Origin of the sequence: Micromonospora sp. KC723 (genome assembly GCF_004348595.1) — a bacterium.
In the GTDB taxonomy this organism is placed as follows: Bacteria; Actinomycetota; Actinomycetes; order Mycobacteriales; family Micromonosporaceae; genus Micromonospora.
Genome location: NZ_SMKD01000014.1, coordinates 1 through 16,663, shown reverse-complemented (window position 1 = coordinate 16,663; position 16,663 = coordinate 1). Strand labels below are relative to the sequence as shown.

Annotated in this window: 14 protein-coding genes; 7 read left to right on the top strand and 7 right to left on the bottom strand. The window is 71.3% G+C overall.

The genetic code is table 11. From position 1 onward, the window contains the following. Positions 1 to 103 precede the first annotated feature (103 nt). The 3 genes from shbA to E1165_RS29455 all read left to right on the top strand — a co-directional run bounded on the left by shbA (position 104) and on the right by E1165_RS29455 (position 1,975). The gene (gene shbA / locus E1165_RS05685; RefSeq protein ID WP_132179229.1) at positions 104 to 682 is read left to right on the top strand and encodes an RNA polymerase sigma factor ShbA; all 579 of its coding nucleotides are present in this window, start codon (positions 104 to 106) and stop codon (positions 680 to 682) included. Then, positions 679 to 1,479 carry an anti-sigma-D factor RsdA gene (locus E1165_RS05680; protein ID WP_132388430.1) on the top strand — a complete coding sequence of 267 codons (801 nt, stop codon included), beginning with the start codon at positions 679 to 681 and terminating at the stop codon, positions 1,477 to 1,479. Before shbA ends, E1165_RS05680 begins: the two co-directional genes overlap by 4 nt. 259 nt (positions 1,480 to 1,738) lie before the next feature. Beyond that, positions 1,739 to 1,975: a hypothetical protein gene (locus E1165_RS29455; protein WP_207916615.1), complete on the top strand. Its 237-nt coding sequence runs from the start codon at positions 1,739 to 1,741 to the stop codon at positions 1,973 to 1,975. Between the two features lie 142 nt (positions 1,976 to 2,117). On the opposite strand, the gene E1165_RS05670 is transcribed toward E1165_RS29455, so the two are convergent. Next, positions 2,118 to 5,690, bottom strand: coding sequence for a S8 family serine peptidase (locus E1165_RS05670; protein WP_132388428.1), 3,573 nt, complete (start codon positions 5,688 to 5,690; stop codon positions 2,118 to 2,120). Between the two features lie 610 nt (positions 5,691 to 6,300). Between E1165_RS05670 and E1165_RS05655 the strand changes: the two genes are divergently transcribed. The 4 genes from E1165_RS05655 (at position 6,301) to E1165_RS05640 (ending at position 9,760) form a co-directional block, all read left to right on the top strand. Further along, positions 6,301 to 6,978 carry a response regulator transcription factor gene (locus E1165_RS05655; RefSeq protein WP_132388426.1) on the top strand — a complete coding sequence of 226 codons (678 nt, stop codon included), beginning with the start codon at positions 6,301 to 6,303 and terminating at the stop codon, positions 6,976 to 6,978. A 52-nt stretch (positions 6,979 to 7,030) separates the two neighbouring features. Then, positions 7,031 to 8,407 carry a cell wall metabolism sensor histidine kinase WalK gene (locus tag E1165_RS05650; protein WP_132388424.1) on the top strand — a complete coding sequence of 459 codons (1,377 nt, stop codon included), beginning with the start codon at positions 7,031 to 7,033 and terminating at the stop codon, positions 8,405 to 8,407. Between the two features lie 68 nt (positions 8,408 to 8,475). Continuing rightward, on the top strand, positions 8,476 to 9,054 hold the full coding sequence (locus E1165_RS05645; RefSeq protein WP_165945150.1) for a phosphatase PAP2 family protein: 579 nt from the start codon (positions 8,476 to 8,478) through the stop codon (positions 9,052 to 9,054). Positions 9,055 to 9,115: 61 nt separating this feature from the next. Beyond that, positions 9,116 to 9,760 (top strand): DedA family protein, encoded by a 645-nt coding sequence (locus E1165_RS05640; RefSeq protein WP_132388420.1) that lies wholly within the window; start codon positions 9,116 to 9,118, stop codon positions 9,758 to 9,760. A gap of 10 nt (positions 9,761 to 9,770) precedes the next feature. Here the strand turns inward: E1165_RS05640 and E1165_RS29735 are convergent, their stop codons facing one another. The 6 genes from E1165_RS29735 to E1165_RS05610 all read right to left on the bottom strand — a co-directional run. Continuing rightward, positions 9,771 to 10,022: a hypothetical protein gene (locus tag E1165_RS29735; protein WP_243704600.1), complete on the bottom strand. Its 252-nt coding sequence runs from the start codon at positions 10,020 to 10,022 to the stop codon at positions 9,771 to 9,773. Positions 10,023 to 10,062: 40 nt separating this feature from the next. Next, a complete protein-coding gene (locus E1165_RS05630) occupies positions 10,063 to 13,254 on the bottom strand; it encodes a helix-turn-helix domain-containing protein (protein ID WP_132388418.1) in 3,192 nt (1,063 codons plus the stop codon). Positions 13,255 to 14,372: 1,118 nt separating this feature from the next. Further along, positions 14,373 to 14,792, bottom strand: coding sequence for a nuclear transport factor 2 family protein (locus E1165_RS05625; RefSeq protein ID WP_132388416.1), 420 nt, complete (start codon positions 14,790 to 14,792; stop codon positions 14,373 to 14,375). 3 nt (positions 14,793 to 14,795) lie between these two features. Then, the gene (locus E1165_RS05620; protein ID WP_132388414.1) at positions 14,796 to 15,602 is read right to left on the bottom strand and encodes an MBL fold metallo-hydrolase; all 807 of its coding nucleotides are present in this window, start codon (positions 15,600 to 15,602) and stop codon (positions 14,796 to 14,798) included. A 31-nt stretch (positions 15,603 to 15,633) separates the two neighbouring features. After that, the gene (locus E1165_RS05615) at positions 15,634 to 16,260 is read right to left on the bottom strand and encodes a DsbA family protein (RefSeq protein WP_132388412.1); all 627 of its coding nucleotides are present in this window, start codon (positions 16,258 to 16,260) and stop codon (positions 15,634 to 15,636) included. Between the two features lie 122 nt (positions 16,261 to 16,382). Further along, on the bottom strand, positions 16,383 to 16,663 hold a 281-nt coding region (locus tag E1165_RS05610), incomplete at its 5' end, for a MarR family winged helix-turn-helix transcriptional regulator (RefSeq protein WP_132388410.1).

Genomic DNA, 16,663 nt, shown 5'->3' with positions numbered 1-16,663 from the left:
CTACTTTGGGTGATGGCCGCGCACCGACCGTGAGCTATGCAAGAAGGGCAGGGCTCGATACCGTGCCCCGTAACCCGCTGGTAACGAAGGTGCCCCCGACGCGATGACCACCACGACCGAGCCCGAGCTCGTGCACCGGGCCGCCCGCGGCGACCAGACGGCCCTCGCGGCCCTGCTCGCCGAGGTCCGGCCCGGGCTCGTGCGCTACTGCCGGGCGCGGCTGGGTCGCATCGGCGGCGGGTACACCACCGCGGACGACGTCGCCCAGGAGATCTGCCTCGCGGTGCTTCGCGCCCTGCCGCGATACCGCGACCAGGGCACGCCGTTCTCGGCGTTCGTCTACGCAATCGCCGGGCACAAGGTGGCCGACGCGCAGCGGGCGGCGGTACGTGCCGCCACCGTCTCCGCCGCCGAACCGCCGCTGGAGACACCGGACACGCAGCCGGGGCCGGAGCAGCGAGCCGTCGCCACCGACCTCGCCCGCCGACTGACGGTGCTGCTCAACCGCCTGCCGGAGGCGCAGCGGGAGATCGTCGTCCTGCGGGTGGCGGTCGGCCTGTCCGCCGAGGAGGTGGGCACGATCGTGGGCATGACCGCGGCCGCGGTCCGGGTGGCCCAGTCCCGGGCGCTCGCCCGCCTCCGTACGCTGGCAGGCGACACACTCGGCGAGGTGGCGGCATGAGGGAGCACAGGCCCGACGGCGGCGAGGAGCTGGACCTGGCGACGATCGCCCGGGACGACCGGCTGCTCGACGCGCTCGGCCGCGGCGAGCCGGTCCCGGCCGGCGACGACCTCGCCTCGATGCTGGCTGCCTGGCACGCCGATCTCGGCGCTGATCCGCAGGAGGCCCCGCCCGCCGTCGATCCGTGGGCCGCCACGCCTGCGGCCACGCCGGCGCGGCTCGGGGGCCGGTTCCTGCGGGTCGCCGCAGCCGTGGTCGCCCTCGCCGCCCTCGCCGTCGGGCTGGGCGTGGCCAGCCGTACGGCCGGGCCGGGCAGCCCGCTGTGGTCGCTGACCCGCGTGTTGTATCCGGGGCAGGCCGAGGTACGCAGCGTCGAGGACAGCCTCGTCCGCGCCCGCGCCGCCGTCGACTCGGGTCAGCTCGACAATGCGCGGCAGCTGGTGGACCGGGCGCGCGGCGACCTCCCGGCGATCGACGATCCCGCCACCACCGCCCGCCTGGGCGCCGAACTCGACGCGGTGCACCGTGACCTGCTCGAGGCGCTGTCGACGCGATCGCCCGGCGTGCCCTCCGCGGGCATCCCGACGCCCGGCCCCACCCTGACCCGGGAACCTGCCCCCGGCGGCACGACCCCCAAGCTCACCTCGCCGGCGCCCTCGCCGACGCCGGGTGGTCGCACCCCTCTCCCAGACGGCGGCTCGCTGCCCCTGCCCACCCTGCTGCCGCCGTCGGGCGCACCGACGCTGCTGCCGGTGCTGCCCGGGCTGCCGCCGTCCGCCGGCGACCTGCCGGGCTGAGCCGGGCTGCGCACCCCCCGGCCGGGCCGGTTCCGGCACCCCGGCCCAAGCCATTCCAATCTGCCGATTGGTGGGCGCCGGTTACCCGGGGTCGAGCATCACCTTTCGCCGGGGCCGCGCCGACACTGTCCGGTCTGACCGTCCAGGCGGCCAGCAATCCGCTCGGCGTCTGCCTGGCCGGCGACTTTACGGTTCTTCGACCAGCCGACCGCCCCGTACACCGGGTGGGGACAGGTCCTGCCCCGGCACGTGTCGGCCGGTGCGGACCGCGTCGGCCTTCCGCAGCAACCTCACCTCCACGGTCGGTCAGGTGCGGGACAGGGGCGGCGTGCCGGTTCTGGTCACCCCACCGGTGCGGCGGCTGTTCAACGGCAGCCAGCTCACCGACACCGCGTTGCACGTCAACAGCGTCGGGGTCAACCTGCCGGCCGGCTTCGCCCCGTCGGCGGCCGGTACGGCGGTGTTGGGGGTTCGGTTCGCCAATGGTGCCAGTTGACAGCCCGCTCCCAGGAGCGGAGTGACAGAGCGAAGCGTCCCCCACCTAGCAGGAGCTACGTGGGGGACGCTCTGATCAGGCACGTGGGACGACACTCGCCGGGCCAAGAAGCTGACCAACCCGGCCGGCGACCGGCGTACGGCTAACGGAACCTGACCTGCACGGCGTCGCGTGCCGTCTCGATGTCCCGCTCGACCAAGCGGACCAGGATCATCTTCGGGCCGGAGTCGTACCTGTGGGTGTCGACGTTGAAGGTCCAGTCCGTCAGACCCTCGACTGCCCGCCACCCGGTGTGGTCGGCCGCGCCGTTGCGGTCCACCACCTGCCACTGCACCACCGCGTTCGGTGCCACCCTGAACGTGCTCGCCGTAACCGCCGACGTGGTGCTGTCCACACGCGCCCGGGCGTAGATGGTGTGCTCACCAACCGGCAGCCTGCCGAGCGACAGCGACCAGGTGCCGGTCGCCGGGTCGAGCACCGCCTTCACCGGGTTGCCGAACGACGCGTCGTCGACGGATACCTCGACCCGGCGCTGGCTCGGGTGGTCGCCCGCGCCGGTCGGGTCCTCGCCCAGGTCAGGGACCGCGTACCTCCCGCCGGCCAACACCGTCTCGTCCTCGGACACCGCACTCCCGCCCGCCGGCGAGTCGACCGTCACCCCGAAATCCAGCCCGGCCGGGGGCAGCGGCGCGGGCGTGATCTGTACGCGGGAAGCGTGCTGGCCTTCGAACCCGAATGCCCACGACCGCGCTCCGAGCAGTTGCACCTGGAACGTGAGCTGCTCCCCGGTGAACGCCGGCCGGGTGGTGCGGTACGAGAAGGCGTACCGGGTCCAGCAGGTCTCGCCGAGGGTGGCGCAGGCCGCGCCGCCCGGCCCGCTGCCGAGCACCGGCTGGGCCAGCCCTTCGCCGGTGCCGATCTCGCGGTCGGTGGCCATGAGTACGCCGACCGGCCGGATCACGGTGGGTGTCTCACCGGCGATGTACAGCTCCACGTTGACCGTCGACCCGGCGGGCAGCGGTGCGTCGAGGGTGTCCGTACCGGCGAAGATGCCCACCGGCCGGAACGCCGCGACCACCGACGTGACCCGGGACTCGAAGCAGGGTTCCAGGTCGCCCGGGCGGTTGGCGCGGTCCATGTACTGCTCGTTGTTCGTCGCCGCGCAGCCCGTCACGCCGGGTGTCGACGCGACACGGCGGTGCAGCCAGTACGACAGGGTGTTGTCACCGAGCGGCTGGAGCCTGGATTGTGCCGCGGGCGACGTGGCCGCCGCGACCTTCTGCAGTACGGACAGCGCGCCGGCGGACGTGGCCACGTCGGCGAGGTCCACGCCGAGCCCGCTGGCGAGCGCCGAGGAGTCGGCCTTGCCGTCGCCGTCGCGGTCGAAGCCACCCCACAGCGTGTCCCGCACGGCCCGGTCGTACGCGAAGAACTGGTCCTCGAACGGCCGCTCGGGCAGTTGCGTCTCGCCGAGCAGGACGGCGATCGCCCGCTGGGCGGCTGCCGGGGTGGCGGCACCGTACCCCTCGAAGAGCACGTTCGGCTCGCCCGTGTACGGCGCGGTCAGCGGGTACGCGTACGGCGCCCCGGTGTTGTCCCGCCCGAGCGGCAGCGCGCTCTTGAGTACGGCTTGCCGCAGCTCGTCGCGGGTCAGCTTGCCGTCGGCGAGGTAGACGCTCTCCGTGCGGGGCACGCCCACCGCCACCGCCTGTCCGGGGCGCTGCCCCGCGGCGCCGTCGCCGAGAGCGGCGCGAACCTGGCCGAGCACCGCGCCGAAAACCCCTGCGGTGTACGGCGTGGCGGCGGAGGTGCCGCCGAAGGCGCACTGACCGACGGTGCCGGACCGGCAGGCTGAGGGCAGGTTGCCGTCACCCCAGGACGACAGGTGTACCGGGATGCCGTCACCGACGATCGCCCGCTGGTTGTCGCGTCGGATCGCGCCCACGGTGATGTTCCAGTCCGGGCCGGTCTGGTCGGAGTGCCAGGTGCTCACCGGAACGTCGAACGCGTTGCCGACCCCGTTGCCGGCGGCGAACAGGGTGGTCTGGCCGCGTTCCGCCGCCCGCTTGGTCACCTCCTGGCCGTTGGAGACCGGACCGACGGGCGCGCCGCCGACGTAGCCGAACGAGTTGCTGGAGATGTCGACCCAGGGCAGTTGGGCCACGACGGATTCGTCCAGTGCCTCGACCACGACCAGCAGGCAGGTCGGACAGTAGCCGTACCGGTTGCCCGCGGAGACCGAGGCCGACCCGGAGCCGTGCCCGTTGTCGTCCAGGATCGGATGCGGGTCGTCGGATGAGGTGACCCCGGTCGAGCCGCCGGAGTCCACCGCTCCGATGATCTTCGTGCCGGGGATCCAGTACATCGAGCCCGGCTGGATCGTGGTGTTGCCCGACCAGAGCTTCGTGTCCTCCGGCGGGAAGTAGCCTCGGCCGAGCGTGATGTCCAGCGCCTTGGCGTCCTTCGGATAGCCGGGGATGTAGTCGCTGGGGTGCCGGGTGAAGTTCTTGGTCAGCGCGAGAACGTCCGGGTCCGGGTAGGTCTGCGCGGAGAATTCGAGGTGGTACGGGTTGATGCCGGTGTCGGCGATGCCGATCACGGTCAGCGGTGTGGTCTTCGAAGCGATCACCGCCGGGTCGGCCACCAGGACGCTGGTGGTCTCGCGCCGTTCGAGTCCCGCCGCGTCGGTGGCCTTCAGCGTCACGAGGTGCCGCCCCTCGGGCAGGTGTGCGGTAACCGAGCCGCCAGCGCTCTCGAACACCCCGTCGCCGTCGAGGTCCCAGCCCGCGACGACCGGCGCTGCTCCGCCGCGGACCGTGCCGCGCAGCGCCTGCTCGGCACCGGTCGCGAACGCGTAGGGCCCGCCGGACACCACCTCGGGCCGCGGGTCGGTGGCACCGGTCTCGCCGGTCACCACGACCCGTACCTGCTCCGGCGGCACGGTGGCGAACTTGACCGCGACCGCCCGCCAGGCACCGGGCGAGGGCGAGGAAACCACCGCCTCCTCCGGCTGTCCGGCAGACGCGCCGGACGACGCCACCCGGACGCCTGTCGGGTCGTACACCTCCAGGTCGTAGTCGTTGGCGGCGTTGGTGAAGGAGAGCTTGACGGTGATCCGCCGGGTCCCGGTCGGCACCGTGAAGCCGAACTCCAGCCGCTCCCCGGTCGCGACGGTTCCCGGGGTGAGGTCGCTGTCGGTCCGGTCCAGCAGCGTGGTCTGGCCGGACCGGAAGACCACCACGCGTACGCTGTCCGAACTGGACTTCCCGGCTGCGTCGCGCACGGTCAGGGTCACCGGGTAGCTGCCCGCGGCCAGGCCGGCGGTGTCCAGCTCGGTGCTGGACGCGTCGGGGCTGACGAGTTTGCCGTTCGGGCTGGACCAGGTGAACTGGTAGGGGGCGGTGCCGCCGTACGCCGAGCCGAGCAGGACGGCACGCTCGCCGGCGGCGACGAACGCGCTGTCACCGGCGTCGGCGACCAGCGGCGTCGGCGAGGGGGCGGGGATCGTGGCGGAGGGGTTGGCCCTCCCGGCGACCGCGACCGTACCCGACAACGGTGCCGACACCCTGCCGTTCTTCACGGGATTGCCGCCGACGGTGGCGACCGTCACCGTTGCCGAGGTCACCGCGCCGGCGGTGCCCGGTGGGGTGGCGACGATCAGGGCGAGTGTCACGACACCGGCCGTGACGAGGGCGCCTCGTGTCTTGATGGACACGCGGGTTCCCCTTTCTTTGGAGGGAAGACCGACGAAAGTCTGTCTGCCGCTTATATCGGCCGGGCCGGCGGTTGCGTTACAGCCGCCCAGCGACAGCAGCTCCTGACAGCGCGGCGGTAGCTGCGCGAAGCCCTCCCGCAGCGCCTGCCGCCGCTCCGCGCGCAGCAGTTCCTCGTCCGGGCCCGCCGCGTCCGGGGCGCGGGAGCTGACGGCCGACCCGCCGCCGAGCTACCGGGAGATCGCCGAACGGCTGGGCATGCCGGTCGGCAGCATCGGGCCACCCAGGCCCGCTGCCTGCGCCGGCTGCGCGAGTGCCCGGCGCTGGCCCCGTTCCTCGGAGCGGCGGCGACCCGCACGAACGGAGGTGACCGTGGTGGAGCCGTGGCCGCCGGCCGATGACGACGCCCTGACCGCCGAGCTGATGTTCGACTCGGCGTGCGACGCGGAGCCGGCGGGGCGTGCTGATGCTCCGTGACCGTTTCCGTCCGTTGGATGAAGTCGCACTTCTCCGGAAGTCTCAGCGAAAACTCAGCGGTCCTGGATAACCCTGGTAGGAGACGTGTCGACCGGTGCGGGCCGGTGACGGCCGGGCGGCCGGAGGAGGTACGGAGTGCGCGTGCTGGTGGTCGAGGACGAGACGAGCCTCGCCGAGATCGTCCGGAGCGGCCTGGTCGACGAGGGATTCGCCGTCGACGTCGAGCACAGCGGAGTGGACGGGCTCTGGGCGGCCACCGAGAACCCGTACGACGTGATCATCCTGGACGTCATGCTGCCCGGTATGAGCGGTTACGAGGTCTGCCGGCAGCTGCGCGAACGCGACGTCTGGACTCCCGTCCTGATGCTCACCGCGAAGGACGGAGAGTACGACCAGGTCGACGCCCTCGATCTCGGTGCGGACGACTACCTCACCAAACCGTTCTCCTTCCTGGTGCTGGTGGCCCGGCTACGGGCACTGGTCCGGCGGGGCGCCCCGGTACGTCCGGTCGTGCTGGTCGCCGGGGACCTGAGCGTCGATCCCGCCCGGCGCCAGGTGGCCAGGGGCTCGACGCAGATCAAGGTCACCGCCCGGGAGTTCGCGCTGCTCGAGTTCCTGATGCGGCACCGGGGGGACGTGGTCTCGAAGCGGGCGATCATCAACAACGTCTGGGACGCGAACTTCGACGGCGACCCGAACATCGTCGAGGTGTACGTCGGCTACCTACGGAAGAAGATCGACCAGCCGTTCGGTCGTACCGCGATCCAGACCGAGCGCGGCGTGGGATACCGCCTGGCGGCCGACGGTGGCTGACCGCCGCTGGCGCCGAACGGCCCTGGCCGCTGCCGGGTGGGTCCGGCGGTGGATGGGCGTACGCCTGCGCCTGGCGCTGGCCGCCGCCGTGGTGGTGGCCGTCGCGTTGGCGGTCAGCGCCGCGATCTTCATCTTCGTCGCCCGCCTGGCCCTGATCGGCAACGTCGACGACGCGGCGAGCCAGCGGGCCGCTGATGTGGCGGCGGCCGTCGCTGGCGGCGACCAGCAGCAGGTCACGCAGTTGCTCCGGTCGGGCCCGGGTGATCAGACCGTGGTGCAGGTCCTCGACCCGGCCGGCCGGGTGGAGGCCGCCTCGCCGGTGCTGACCGGCGAGGCCCCGCTGTCACCGCTGCGCCCGGCCACCGGGCGGAGTCTGCGGGAGCAGCGGGTGCTTCCGGTGGCCGGCGAAGACCCGTTCCGGATCGTCGCCACGGCAGTGGCGACCGCCGCCGGCCCCCGTACGGTGCTCGTCGGCCAGTCCCTGCGACCGGTCAACGAGAGCGTGGAGGTGGTCACCGCCGTCCTCGTCACCGGAATGCCGATCCTGCTGGTGGTCGTCGGCGTGGCGACGTTCTGGTTCGTCGGGCGGTCCCTGCGCCCGGTCGAGGCCATTCGTAGCCGGGTCGCCGGCATCACCGCGCGTGACCTGCACGCCCGGGTGCCGGTGCCGGGCACCCACGACGAGGTGGCAGCGCTTGCCGAGACGATGAACGGCATGCTCGACCGCTTGGAGGTCGCCGCCCGCAGCCAGCGGCGGTTCGTCGCCGACGCCAGTCACGAGCTGCGCAGTCCGCTCGCCACCATCCAGGCCGGTCTGGAGCGCCTCGCCCTGACCGAGTTGCCCGGTTCGACCGGCCACCACGTACAACTCATGCGGCGGGAGACCGAACGGCTCGGTCGGTTGGTCTCGGACCTGTTGCTGCTGGCCCGGGTCGACGAGCACGGCCTGTCGCCGCGCCGGGAGGATGTCGACCTGGACGACCTGGCGTACACCGAGCGGAACGGTCTCGCCGTACGCCACCCCGACCTGCTGGTACGTACGCAGATCAGCCCGGCCCGCGTCACCGGCGACGCGCACGACCTCGGACGGGCACTGCGCAATCTCACCGACAACGCCGCCCGCCACGCGCGCGCCGAGGTGGTCCTGCGGGTCTGGGCCGAAGGCCCCGACGGCTACCTCGATGTCGGGGACGACGGCCCCGGCGTACCAGCCGACGAGCGTCACCGGATCTTCGAGCGGTTTGTCCGACTCGACGACAGCAGGTCGCGGGCCGACGGCGGCAGCGGCCTCGGGCTGGCCATCACGCGGGAGATCGTCGCCGCGCACGGCGGAACCGTAACCGCACTCCCCGCCGGACCCGGCGGAGGCGGGCTGACCGTACGGATCCGCCTGCCGCTGGCCACGCATGACCGGGGCGGGCAGCCCTGACCCCTGTTTCACTCAGCGTCCTCTCAGCCGAGTCGGGGAAAGCTATGACGAGCGCATCCCGTCAGGGGATGGCGGGACGAGTCGCGACGATGGGGGTGACGGGGTTGAACTACCACCTGTTCGCGGTGGTCAACGGATGGGCGGGCAGTCATGGCCTGGTCGACGACGTGTTCGAGTGGGCCGCGACCTGGCTGATCTTCGTGATGGCGGCGCTCACGGTGGTGCCCGGGCGCGCGCTGGTCCGGTCCGGTGCCTGGACCGTCCCGCTCCGGGTCGGGGCGTCGCTCGCCCTCGCCCTCGGGATCGGGCAGGTGGTGGGCCGGCTCGCCCACGAGCCACGGCCGTTCCAGACCCACGTGGTGCACCAGCTCATCCCGCACGCGGCGGACGCCTCCCTGCCCAGCGATCACGCCACCGTGGCCTTCGCGCTGGCGTTCGCGATCTGGGTGTTCCTCTCCCGGCCCTGGGGAATCGCGCTCACGGTGCTGGCTACGGTGATCGGGTTCGCCCGGGTCTGGGTCGGCGTGCACTACCCGGGCGACATCGCCGCCGGTGCGTTGATCGGCGCGGCGGCCGTCACGCTGGTTGTCGCCGGTGAACGACTCATGCGCCGGGCACGGGAGTCGCGGCGGCCGGCCAGTCCATGACCGCTGACCGTCCCCGCCCTCGACCGCACAGCAACTCGACCGCACCGGAAGGCGACCTGTGGTGACAGAGACCCCGCTGGCGCTGGGCCCCAGTTTCCTGGATCCCGAGCACCTGATCTCCACGTTCGGACTGCTCGGCATCCTGACCGTCGTCTTCGCCGAGTCCGGCCTGCTGGTCGGCTTCTTCCTGCCGGGCGACTCGCTGCTGTTCACCACCGGGCTGCTGATCGCCGGCGACAGGTATCTCCATCTCCCGTTGTGGCCGGTGTGCCTGCTGGTGTCGGTGGCGGCGGTCCTCGGTGACCAGGTCGGTTACCTGTTCGGCAAGCGGGTGGGCGCGACACTGTTCCGCCGGCCCGACGCCAGGCTGTTCACACAGAGCAACCTGACCAGGGCCCGGGAATTCTTCCAGGCGTACGGCGCCCGCTCGATCGTGCTGGCCCGGTTCGTGCCGGTGGTACGGACGTTCACACCGATCGTCGCCGGCACCGGCCACATGCACTACCGGACCTTCCTGACCTACAACATCGTCGGTGGCGTCCTCTGGGGCAGCGGTGTCACCGTACTCGGCTTCCTCCTCGGCCAGATCGCGTTCGTCCGGGACAACATCGAACTGATCCTCGTAGCGATCGTCGTCGTCTCCGTGCTGCCGATCGCGATCGAGCTGTTGCGTGCCCGGCGTCGCCGTCCGGGCGTTACCCGCTAACCCGAGGGCGCTATCGGCGCAGCATCCCTCGGGCGACCGTCGTGCCGATGGCGACCGCCTCGACCGCGAGCAGCGCCACAAGGATGAGCAGCTGGGTCGCCGCGGAGACCGCACCGAGCTGCAGGACCGCCCGTGCCGCCGCGCGTAGCACGGCCTTGCCGGAGCCGAGCCCGGCCAAGCGGAACACGGCTGCCGCCAGCAGGGTCAACGCGGCCAGGCTCACGAACAGGACGGGGCCGACGCTGATCGTGGTACCGCTCATCCGAGCATTGTCGTCGAGGGCCCTGTCAGGCGGGCACCGATCAGCTCAGACTGCCTGGGCTCAGCCGTTTCGCGTGCGTGCGGACCCGCCGCACGGCCGACGGATCAAGCCGTTCGATGACCGGAACCCATTGCTGCCAGTCCGACTCGGCAACCGCGCGGGCAAGGAGACGGCGAGCACGTGGAACATCGTCGCGGGTCGCCGCGCTCGCGGCGATGGTGCCGTAGAGGTGTGCGGAGCCAACCTCGTCCGCGAGCGCCTCGGCGCGTTCCAGACTGCCGCGTGCTGCCTGTGCCTCGGCAACGGCGGCGAGAGCGTACCGCGGCGACAGTCGCCTGGCGAATTCCTCAGCCGGCTCGAACGCGTCCAGCGAGGCGAGCGCTTCCACTGTGGCCAGCTCTGATGTGAGCTCGTCGGATCGTCCTGCCACCTGCCGGGCGAAGCGTTCGAGGATGTCGGCGTCACCGGCCTCACACATCGCCTCGATAGCCGCCAAGATGGTATCGACCTGGGCGTGGGAGCCATCGAGGGATCGAATGTGCTCGACCATTCCGTCAGGATCGCCGACGAGGGCAGCCGGGCATCCGGTTCCGGACGACGGTCGACGGTCCCGCCTGGGCGGAGATGAGATGATGCGGTGGTCGGTGGCCGCGTCATGACGCTGGCGAGCAGCCCTTTCGACGCGTACGGCCAGCTCCGTCGCATCCTCGTCGCGGCCCGCAGCTGCCAGCCGCCGCCCGACGGCGACCAAGGTCTCCGGCGTGTGGCTGACGGCATCCGCAGCGGCGGCCCGCGGCGCGATGCGGGCGACGACGTCCACAGCCTCGGCGCGTTCCTTGTCGTTGACGACGAGCCGGGCGATTCGCATCGCGTCGGCGTACCGGCCGGTCCGGGCGATCTCGTTGGCGAGTCGCATGAGGTTCGAGTTGAGCCATGCGCTGTCCGCATCCTCGCTGAGCAGTTGGGCGGCGTCTTCGACAATCCGTCCGCCCGGTGCGAGCAACTCGGCTGTCTCCTCCACAATCGCCGGCCGCGGGTGTTCGGCGGCGACCCGCTCGGCCAAGTCGGCGACGCGTTCCGGAGCGGTGGTGACGGCATGGACGAGCCGGCCACCGGCGATGTGGATCGCGAGCATCGGCCAGAGCGCCTCATCCAGGCGGCGTCCGTACGCGATCGCAGCCTCCAAGTACCCGATCCCGGCCAGCCGCCGAGCCACCGAGATCAGCGCGTTGCGGTGGCCGTAGGAAGATGGCACCAATTCCGCGATGGCGGCGGCACGGTCGACGTTCCCAGTTCCGGCGACGGCGCGAGCCACGCCGTGTAGAGCACGGGCTCGGACCCGTGGGCTGACGACGGCACGAGCCATCGCCTCTGCGTCGTCGATCCGGCCAGCGGCCGCGAGCGCCGGCGCGAGCGCCTCCACCGCATCACCGGGGTGCAGGTTGAGGAGGGCCTCGGCGCCCGCGAGGTCGCCGGCCTCGACGGCCGTCCGCGTGACCCTCTGCAGCACGGTCGAAGGGGCAGGCAGCGCCTCGACCAGCCGTACGACCAACGAGCGTGCCTCGGCGGTCCACGCCGTCTCGGCCATCCGCCGCAGCAGCTCACGGCGGTCATCATCGTGCGTCGCCGCCCAAGCCTCGGCCCCGGCCAGGTCGCCGGCACGGACAAGGGCTGCCCCGATCTCGACCCGTGCCGTACGACGGACATCGTCGCGGAGACTGTCGGCGAGCGCCACGGCCCGGTCCAGCTGCCCCACGGCGGCCCACAACGCAGGCAGCCCGACCGGCACGTGGACATTGCGGCCGATGAGCCGCTGCTGATGCAGGCGCAGCAGGCAGGCGGCGCCAGGATCGGACCGCTCGACGGCAAGCCGGAGCGCGGACGCGACGTCGCGTAGGGCGGTCGCATCGCCCCCAGTGGCCTTGAGCATACGGTCGTAGCGGGTGCTGTCGGTGGTGAGCGCCACCATCGTGTCGAGGTCGCGGATGGCGTCGAGCATCGGCACGTACTCATGTAGCAGATATTCGGGGGTGTCGGCGGGCCAGCCGGCGTCGCGGTAGCGGCTTGCCCACTCGAACAGGCATCCACGGTGCTCGTCGAGGTTCCGAACGCCCAGGAACCGCGTCGCCTGGGTGACCAACTCCTCGTGCGCGAGCTGGTAGGCGCCGCGGTATGAGCGTTGGTAGACACGACCGGACGTCAGGTGGTCGTCAACCACCCACGGGTCGAGGCGGGTGAGGTCGACAAGATCCTCGGTGGTGAGGCCGCCGCCGGCGGCGGTGACCAGGCCAAGGATCCGCCGGCCTGCGTCGGGGCCCCGCAGGATGCGCATGAGATCACGTTCCGCCTCCTCCTTGACAGCCGTGGCGGCGGTCACCGCCGGAAGGGGCCGGATGATGGTGGGGTCGCGGAGTGGGTGGTGCGCCGGCACGTCGCCGGGTATGGGCGGGTGCCCGCGTCCGGCGACCACGACTCGCAGCCCGGACTTGGGGCGGATAGGCAGAAGCGCGGCGATCGAGTGGCCGTCGTCGCGGCGTTCCTCGTCGAGTCCGTCGACGAGGAGGACGAGTCGGTCCTTGCAGCGGCGGGCCGCCTCGTCCAGCATGCGCAGCAGGTGTGGCTCGCGGGTCGCCTCGGGCAGGTCGCGGAGCGCTGGCTCGTTGAGGATCACGGCCAGTTGCTCAGTCACCACCTCGACGAATGCGGCACGGGTGTTCTGGCCTGCGAGGCGGGCGGTGACGAAGAACGACAGGATCCGCACGCCCGCTGGTGGATGCAGCACGAACCAGGCCATGAGCGACGTCTTGCCGGACCAGGCCGGCGCCTGCCACCAGGTGTAGTCGGCGACGCCGGCGCCCTGGCAGAACTCGGCCAGCTCGCGCAGTTCCTCGGCGCGGTCCAGCAGCTTGGGCGGGACAATCCTCTCGACCTGTTCGAGGTACGGAAACGGACGCAATCCGGCCCGGCGGGCCGGGCGGTCCCTCTTGGCCAGTTCGGCGTACCGTCCAGCCTTCTCCTGCCTGTCCGGCTTCGCGTCGAGGGCCGCCGCCAGCGCCCTGGCGACCTCCGGGGTCGGCAGCTTCGTACCGTTCAGCACGTTACTGACCGTCGAAACCGCGACGTTGGACCGTCTGGCGAGGTCGCGGTAGGACGGGTTACCGGCCCCAGCACGCAGCAGCAGAAGGAGGTCAACGAGCTCCCGGTGGAAGCCGGACAGTGCTGGCGTGTTCACTCGGCGAGAATATCGATCCTGCGCCGTTCACCGCGTCCACCGCCCGCGTTCGGGGACGCGGTCGTCAGTCCAGGTCGTGACCGCCCAGACGCACTCGCTGTGCACCGTTCGGCGGTGAACACCGCCGAACGGGTTCTCCTGAAGCCACTACACCGCTTCTGGAGGACACTATGACCGCCGATCGAATCGCCATCCTGTGCGCGTCGCTGGCCGGCTGCGGCCTGGCCGTCACCGTGGTGCTTGCGGTGCTCGGCGCACCAGCAGCCGCATACACCGCGGTGGGTGGTATCGGCACGACCACCGCAGCGGCCGCCGCAGCCTACCTGCGTCACGCAGGACGGCGGTCAGGAATCAAGGGGCGCGGCCGAGGCTCCGGCCCAGTTGCTAGATCCTGAGGAGGTCGAGCGCCCGCTGTGGACCGCTGACACCCGCCCCCGGATCCGGCCCGGCGACAGGTGGTGGATGACGGGGTTCACCGCGTGGTGTAGCGCACCTCGTGCAGGGTGATCGTGCCGCCCAGCGCTTGCAGGCCGATCACCCGGCCGATGAACCCGCTCGCCATCTCGGTCGACAGGTAGCGGCGGCCGTCAACACATCGCCAGCAGAGTAAGGCGGGCCTCATCACGGGCCAGTCGGCTCAGCCAGACACAGCACAGGCAGGCCGGTGAGCCCCTCCTCGTCATCCACCTCGGCGATCAGCTTGCCCACCGGAACCGAGCCATCCGTGAAAGCAACGATCGCCGAGGTGTCCAGAACCAGGCGCGCCGCTCCTTGCCTTCCTCAGTCACCGCGATGCCGACCGAGGCGAGCTGCGCCGTCGTGTCGTCATGCCCGCCGGAGGGCTCGGAGTTCGTCTTGCAGTCATGATACGGCTCACCCTGCATACGGGTAGGCAGCACGGCGCCCACCTGGTGCCAGCAGGAGGTCAGCCCCCTTCCCTCAATCAGCTGTGGCATATCCTCGACGCCCCGTCATCCGCGTCGCTCAAGAAGCCGGAGCCAATGAACCCCTGCTCCAGACAGCTGGACGCGCCGTCGAAGAGTGGACCGCCCATGGCTTGAGGTGCGTGATCATGACTGGGGTTCGCAGGATCCGGGGCGCGGCGGCTCTGGCGGTCGTCAGGCGGCCGACGATGCCATGGCTTCGCGTACCTTGGCGGTGTCGACGAATTGTTCGAAGCGGACGATGAGCCCGCCACGCACCACGAAGTGGTGGGCGACGCGGACGTGGATGGGTTCGCCGGTGGCCTTGTTGGTGGCGGTGTACCGGGCGAGGACGACGACGTTCTCACCGTCGACGATGTAGGAGTCGTCGTGGGCGGTCCAGTCGTCCCAGTCGGCGGCGAGCCGCTCCATCACGTTGGATGTGACCCCTTCCGGGGTGCGGTAGGTGCCGGCGAGCGGGAAGCCGGCCATCTCGGTCCATTCCACGTCGGGGGCGAGGGTGGCGCGTAGGGCTTCCAGGTCACCGGCGGCGGAGGCGAGGTACTGCCGGCGTACCACGTCGGCGGGGGCGCTGGAGGTGGCGAAGTCGGTCATCGCTCAGCCCCAGCTCATCTCGCCCTTGGCCACCTTGGCACCGATCTGGGCGGCGATCAGCATGCCGTGGTCGGGGTACCGGGTGGTGAGGGCGTGGGTGAGCGCGGCGCCGTCGTCGGCCTTGCCCAGCTCTTCCTCGAAGGCGTTCAGGTAGTCGCGGGTGCCGGTGATGGCGCTGGCGTCGGCGGGCGTGTCGGGTAGCCGGTGGCCGGGCACGACCAACTGCGGTTCGAGGGCGGCCATCTCGTCCAGCAGGGCGATCCACGCTGCGCGCTGCTCCAGGTTGGGGGTGTCGGCGACCCACACGTGCTCGCGCTGGAAGAGCAGAACGCCGCCGAGGATGGCGCGGTGCTGCCCCTGCCACAGGTAGTGCCGGTCGGGCAGCACGGCCGGTCCGCCGCGGAGCTGGAACAGGTGGTCTTCCAGCGTCAGGTCGCCGGTGAGCGGGGTGAGGTCGACCAGCCGGGTGGGAAGGTTCGCGCCGAGCGCGGCCCAGGCCTTGAGCTTGCTCTCGTACGAGTGGTGGATGTGCGCGATGGTCTGCGGGGTGGCGACGAAGGCCGCGTCGGGGAAGGCGTCGGCGACGGCCTCGGCCCCGAAGTAGAAGTCCGGGTCACCGTGGCTGATGAACACGGTGGTCAGCCGCTTGCCGGAGTCCAGAATGTGGGCGACCAGTCGGTGGCCGTCGGCGCGGGTGAACCCGGCGTCGACCAGCAGCGCGTCGTTGTGGCCGGTGACGAGGGCGGCGGTCTTGTTCTTGCTGCCGGCGGGGAAGTCCAGGTCGAAGATGGTGAAGTCGAGCGTGTGCACTGGGTGCTCCTCGGGATGTGCGGACTTGTGGTCAGGATGTGGTGGTCGCTGTGATGGTGGCCAGGCGTTGGTCGATCTGGTCGGCGGTGGCGTGTCCGAAGGCGAGCGGGACGACTCGTTGACCTGCGGCGGCCAGCAGGGTCGGGTACGCGTCGATGCCCAGGTCGACGGCGCGGCGGAAGTCGGCCTCGGCGGCGGCCTGCGCGGCGGGCTCCTGGAAGGCGGCGACGACCGCATCGGCGTCGAGCCCGGCCGCTTCGGCGACCGTGCGGTAGGTCTCCGGTGCGGAGAGGCTGTGCCCATCGATGTAGAAGGCACGCTGGAGCGCCCCGGCCAGCTCGACCGCTCGGTCGGGGGCGGCCTGACGCAGGGCGGCCACGCCGCGGGCAGCAGCTTCGGAGTCCATCACGAATGAGCCGTCGGCGATCAGGCGGTGGTAGCCGTCCCCGAAATCGGCTCCGGTCAGTTCGCTGATCTTGGCGTTTGCGGCCGGTACGTACCCGAAGTTTCCGATGGGCTGCCGGCGTTCCCCGATGAAGAGACCGCCGGACACCACCTCGACGGGCAGCTCGGGGTGCCTGGCCGCGACCTGCGACATGGTGCGGGAGAACCCGTGTGACCAGCCGCAGTACGCGTCGAAAACGTAAACGAGCTTCATGGCTTTCCCAGCTTGTGCGGCGCTCGCCCGGCGCGAGCGGTTCACCTGATTCAACAGAATCTGACGCGTCAGGTATTTCCATCCAGCGGGGGGCCTGAAAGGTGATGCGGGTCACAGCATGGTCAGCGCAGGCGCGGCAGCACGTCTCGCGCCGAGTGGCTGAGGATCCGCAGATCCTCCGTGAAGCGCTCGCGGTGGGAGGCCGGCAGCGGTTGCAGGAAGTACTGCTTGATGTTCTCCACGTGCACCCGGGAGGCGCGGACCACCGTCTCCTCGCCCAGCGGGGTCAGCCGCACCAGCCGGCCCCGTCGGTCGCCGGGATCCGCGACACGCTCCACCAACCCGGCCATCTCCATCCGGTCCACAAGCCGGGTCACGCCACCTGTGGTGAGCACCTGCTCCC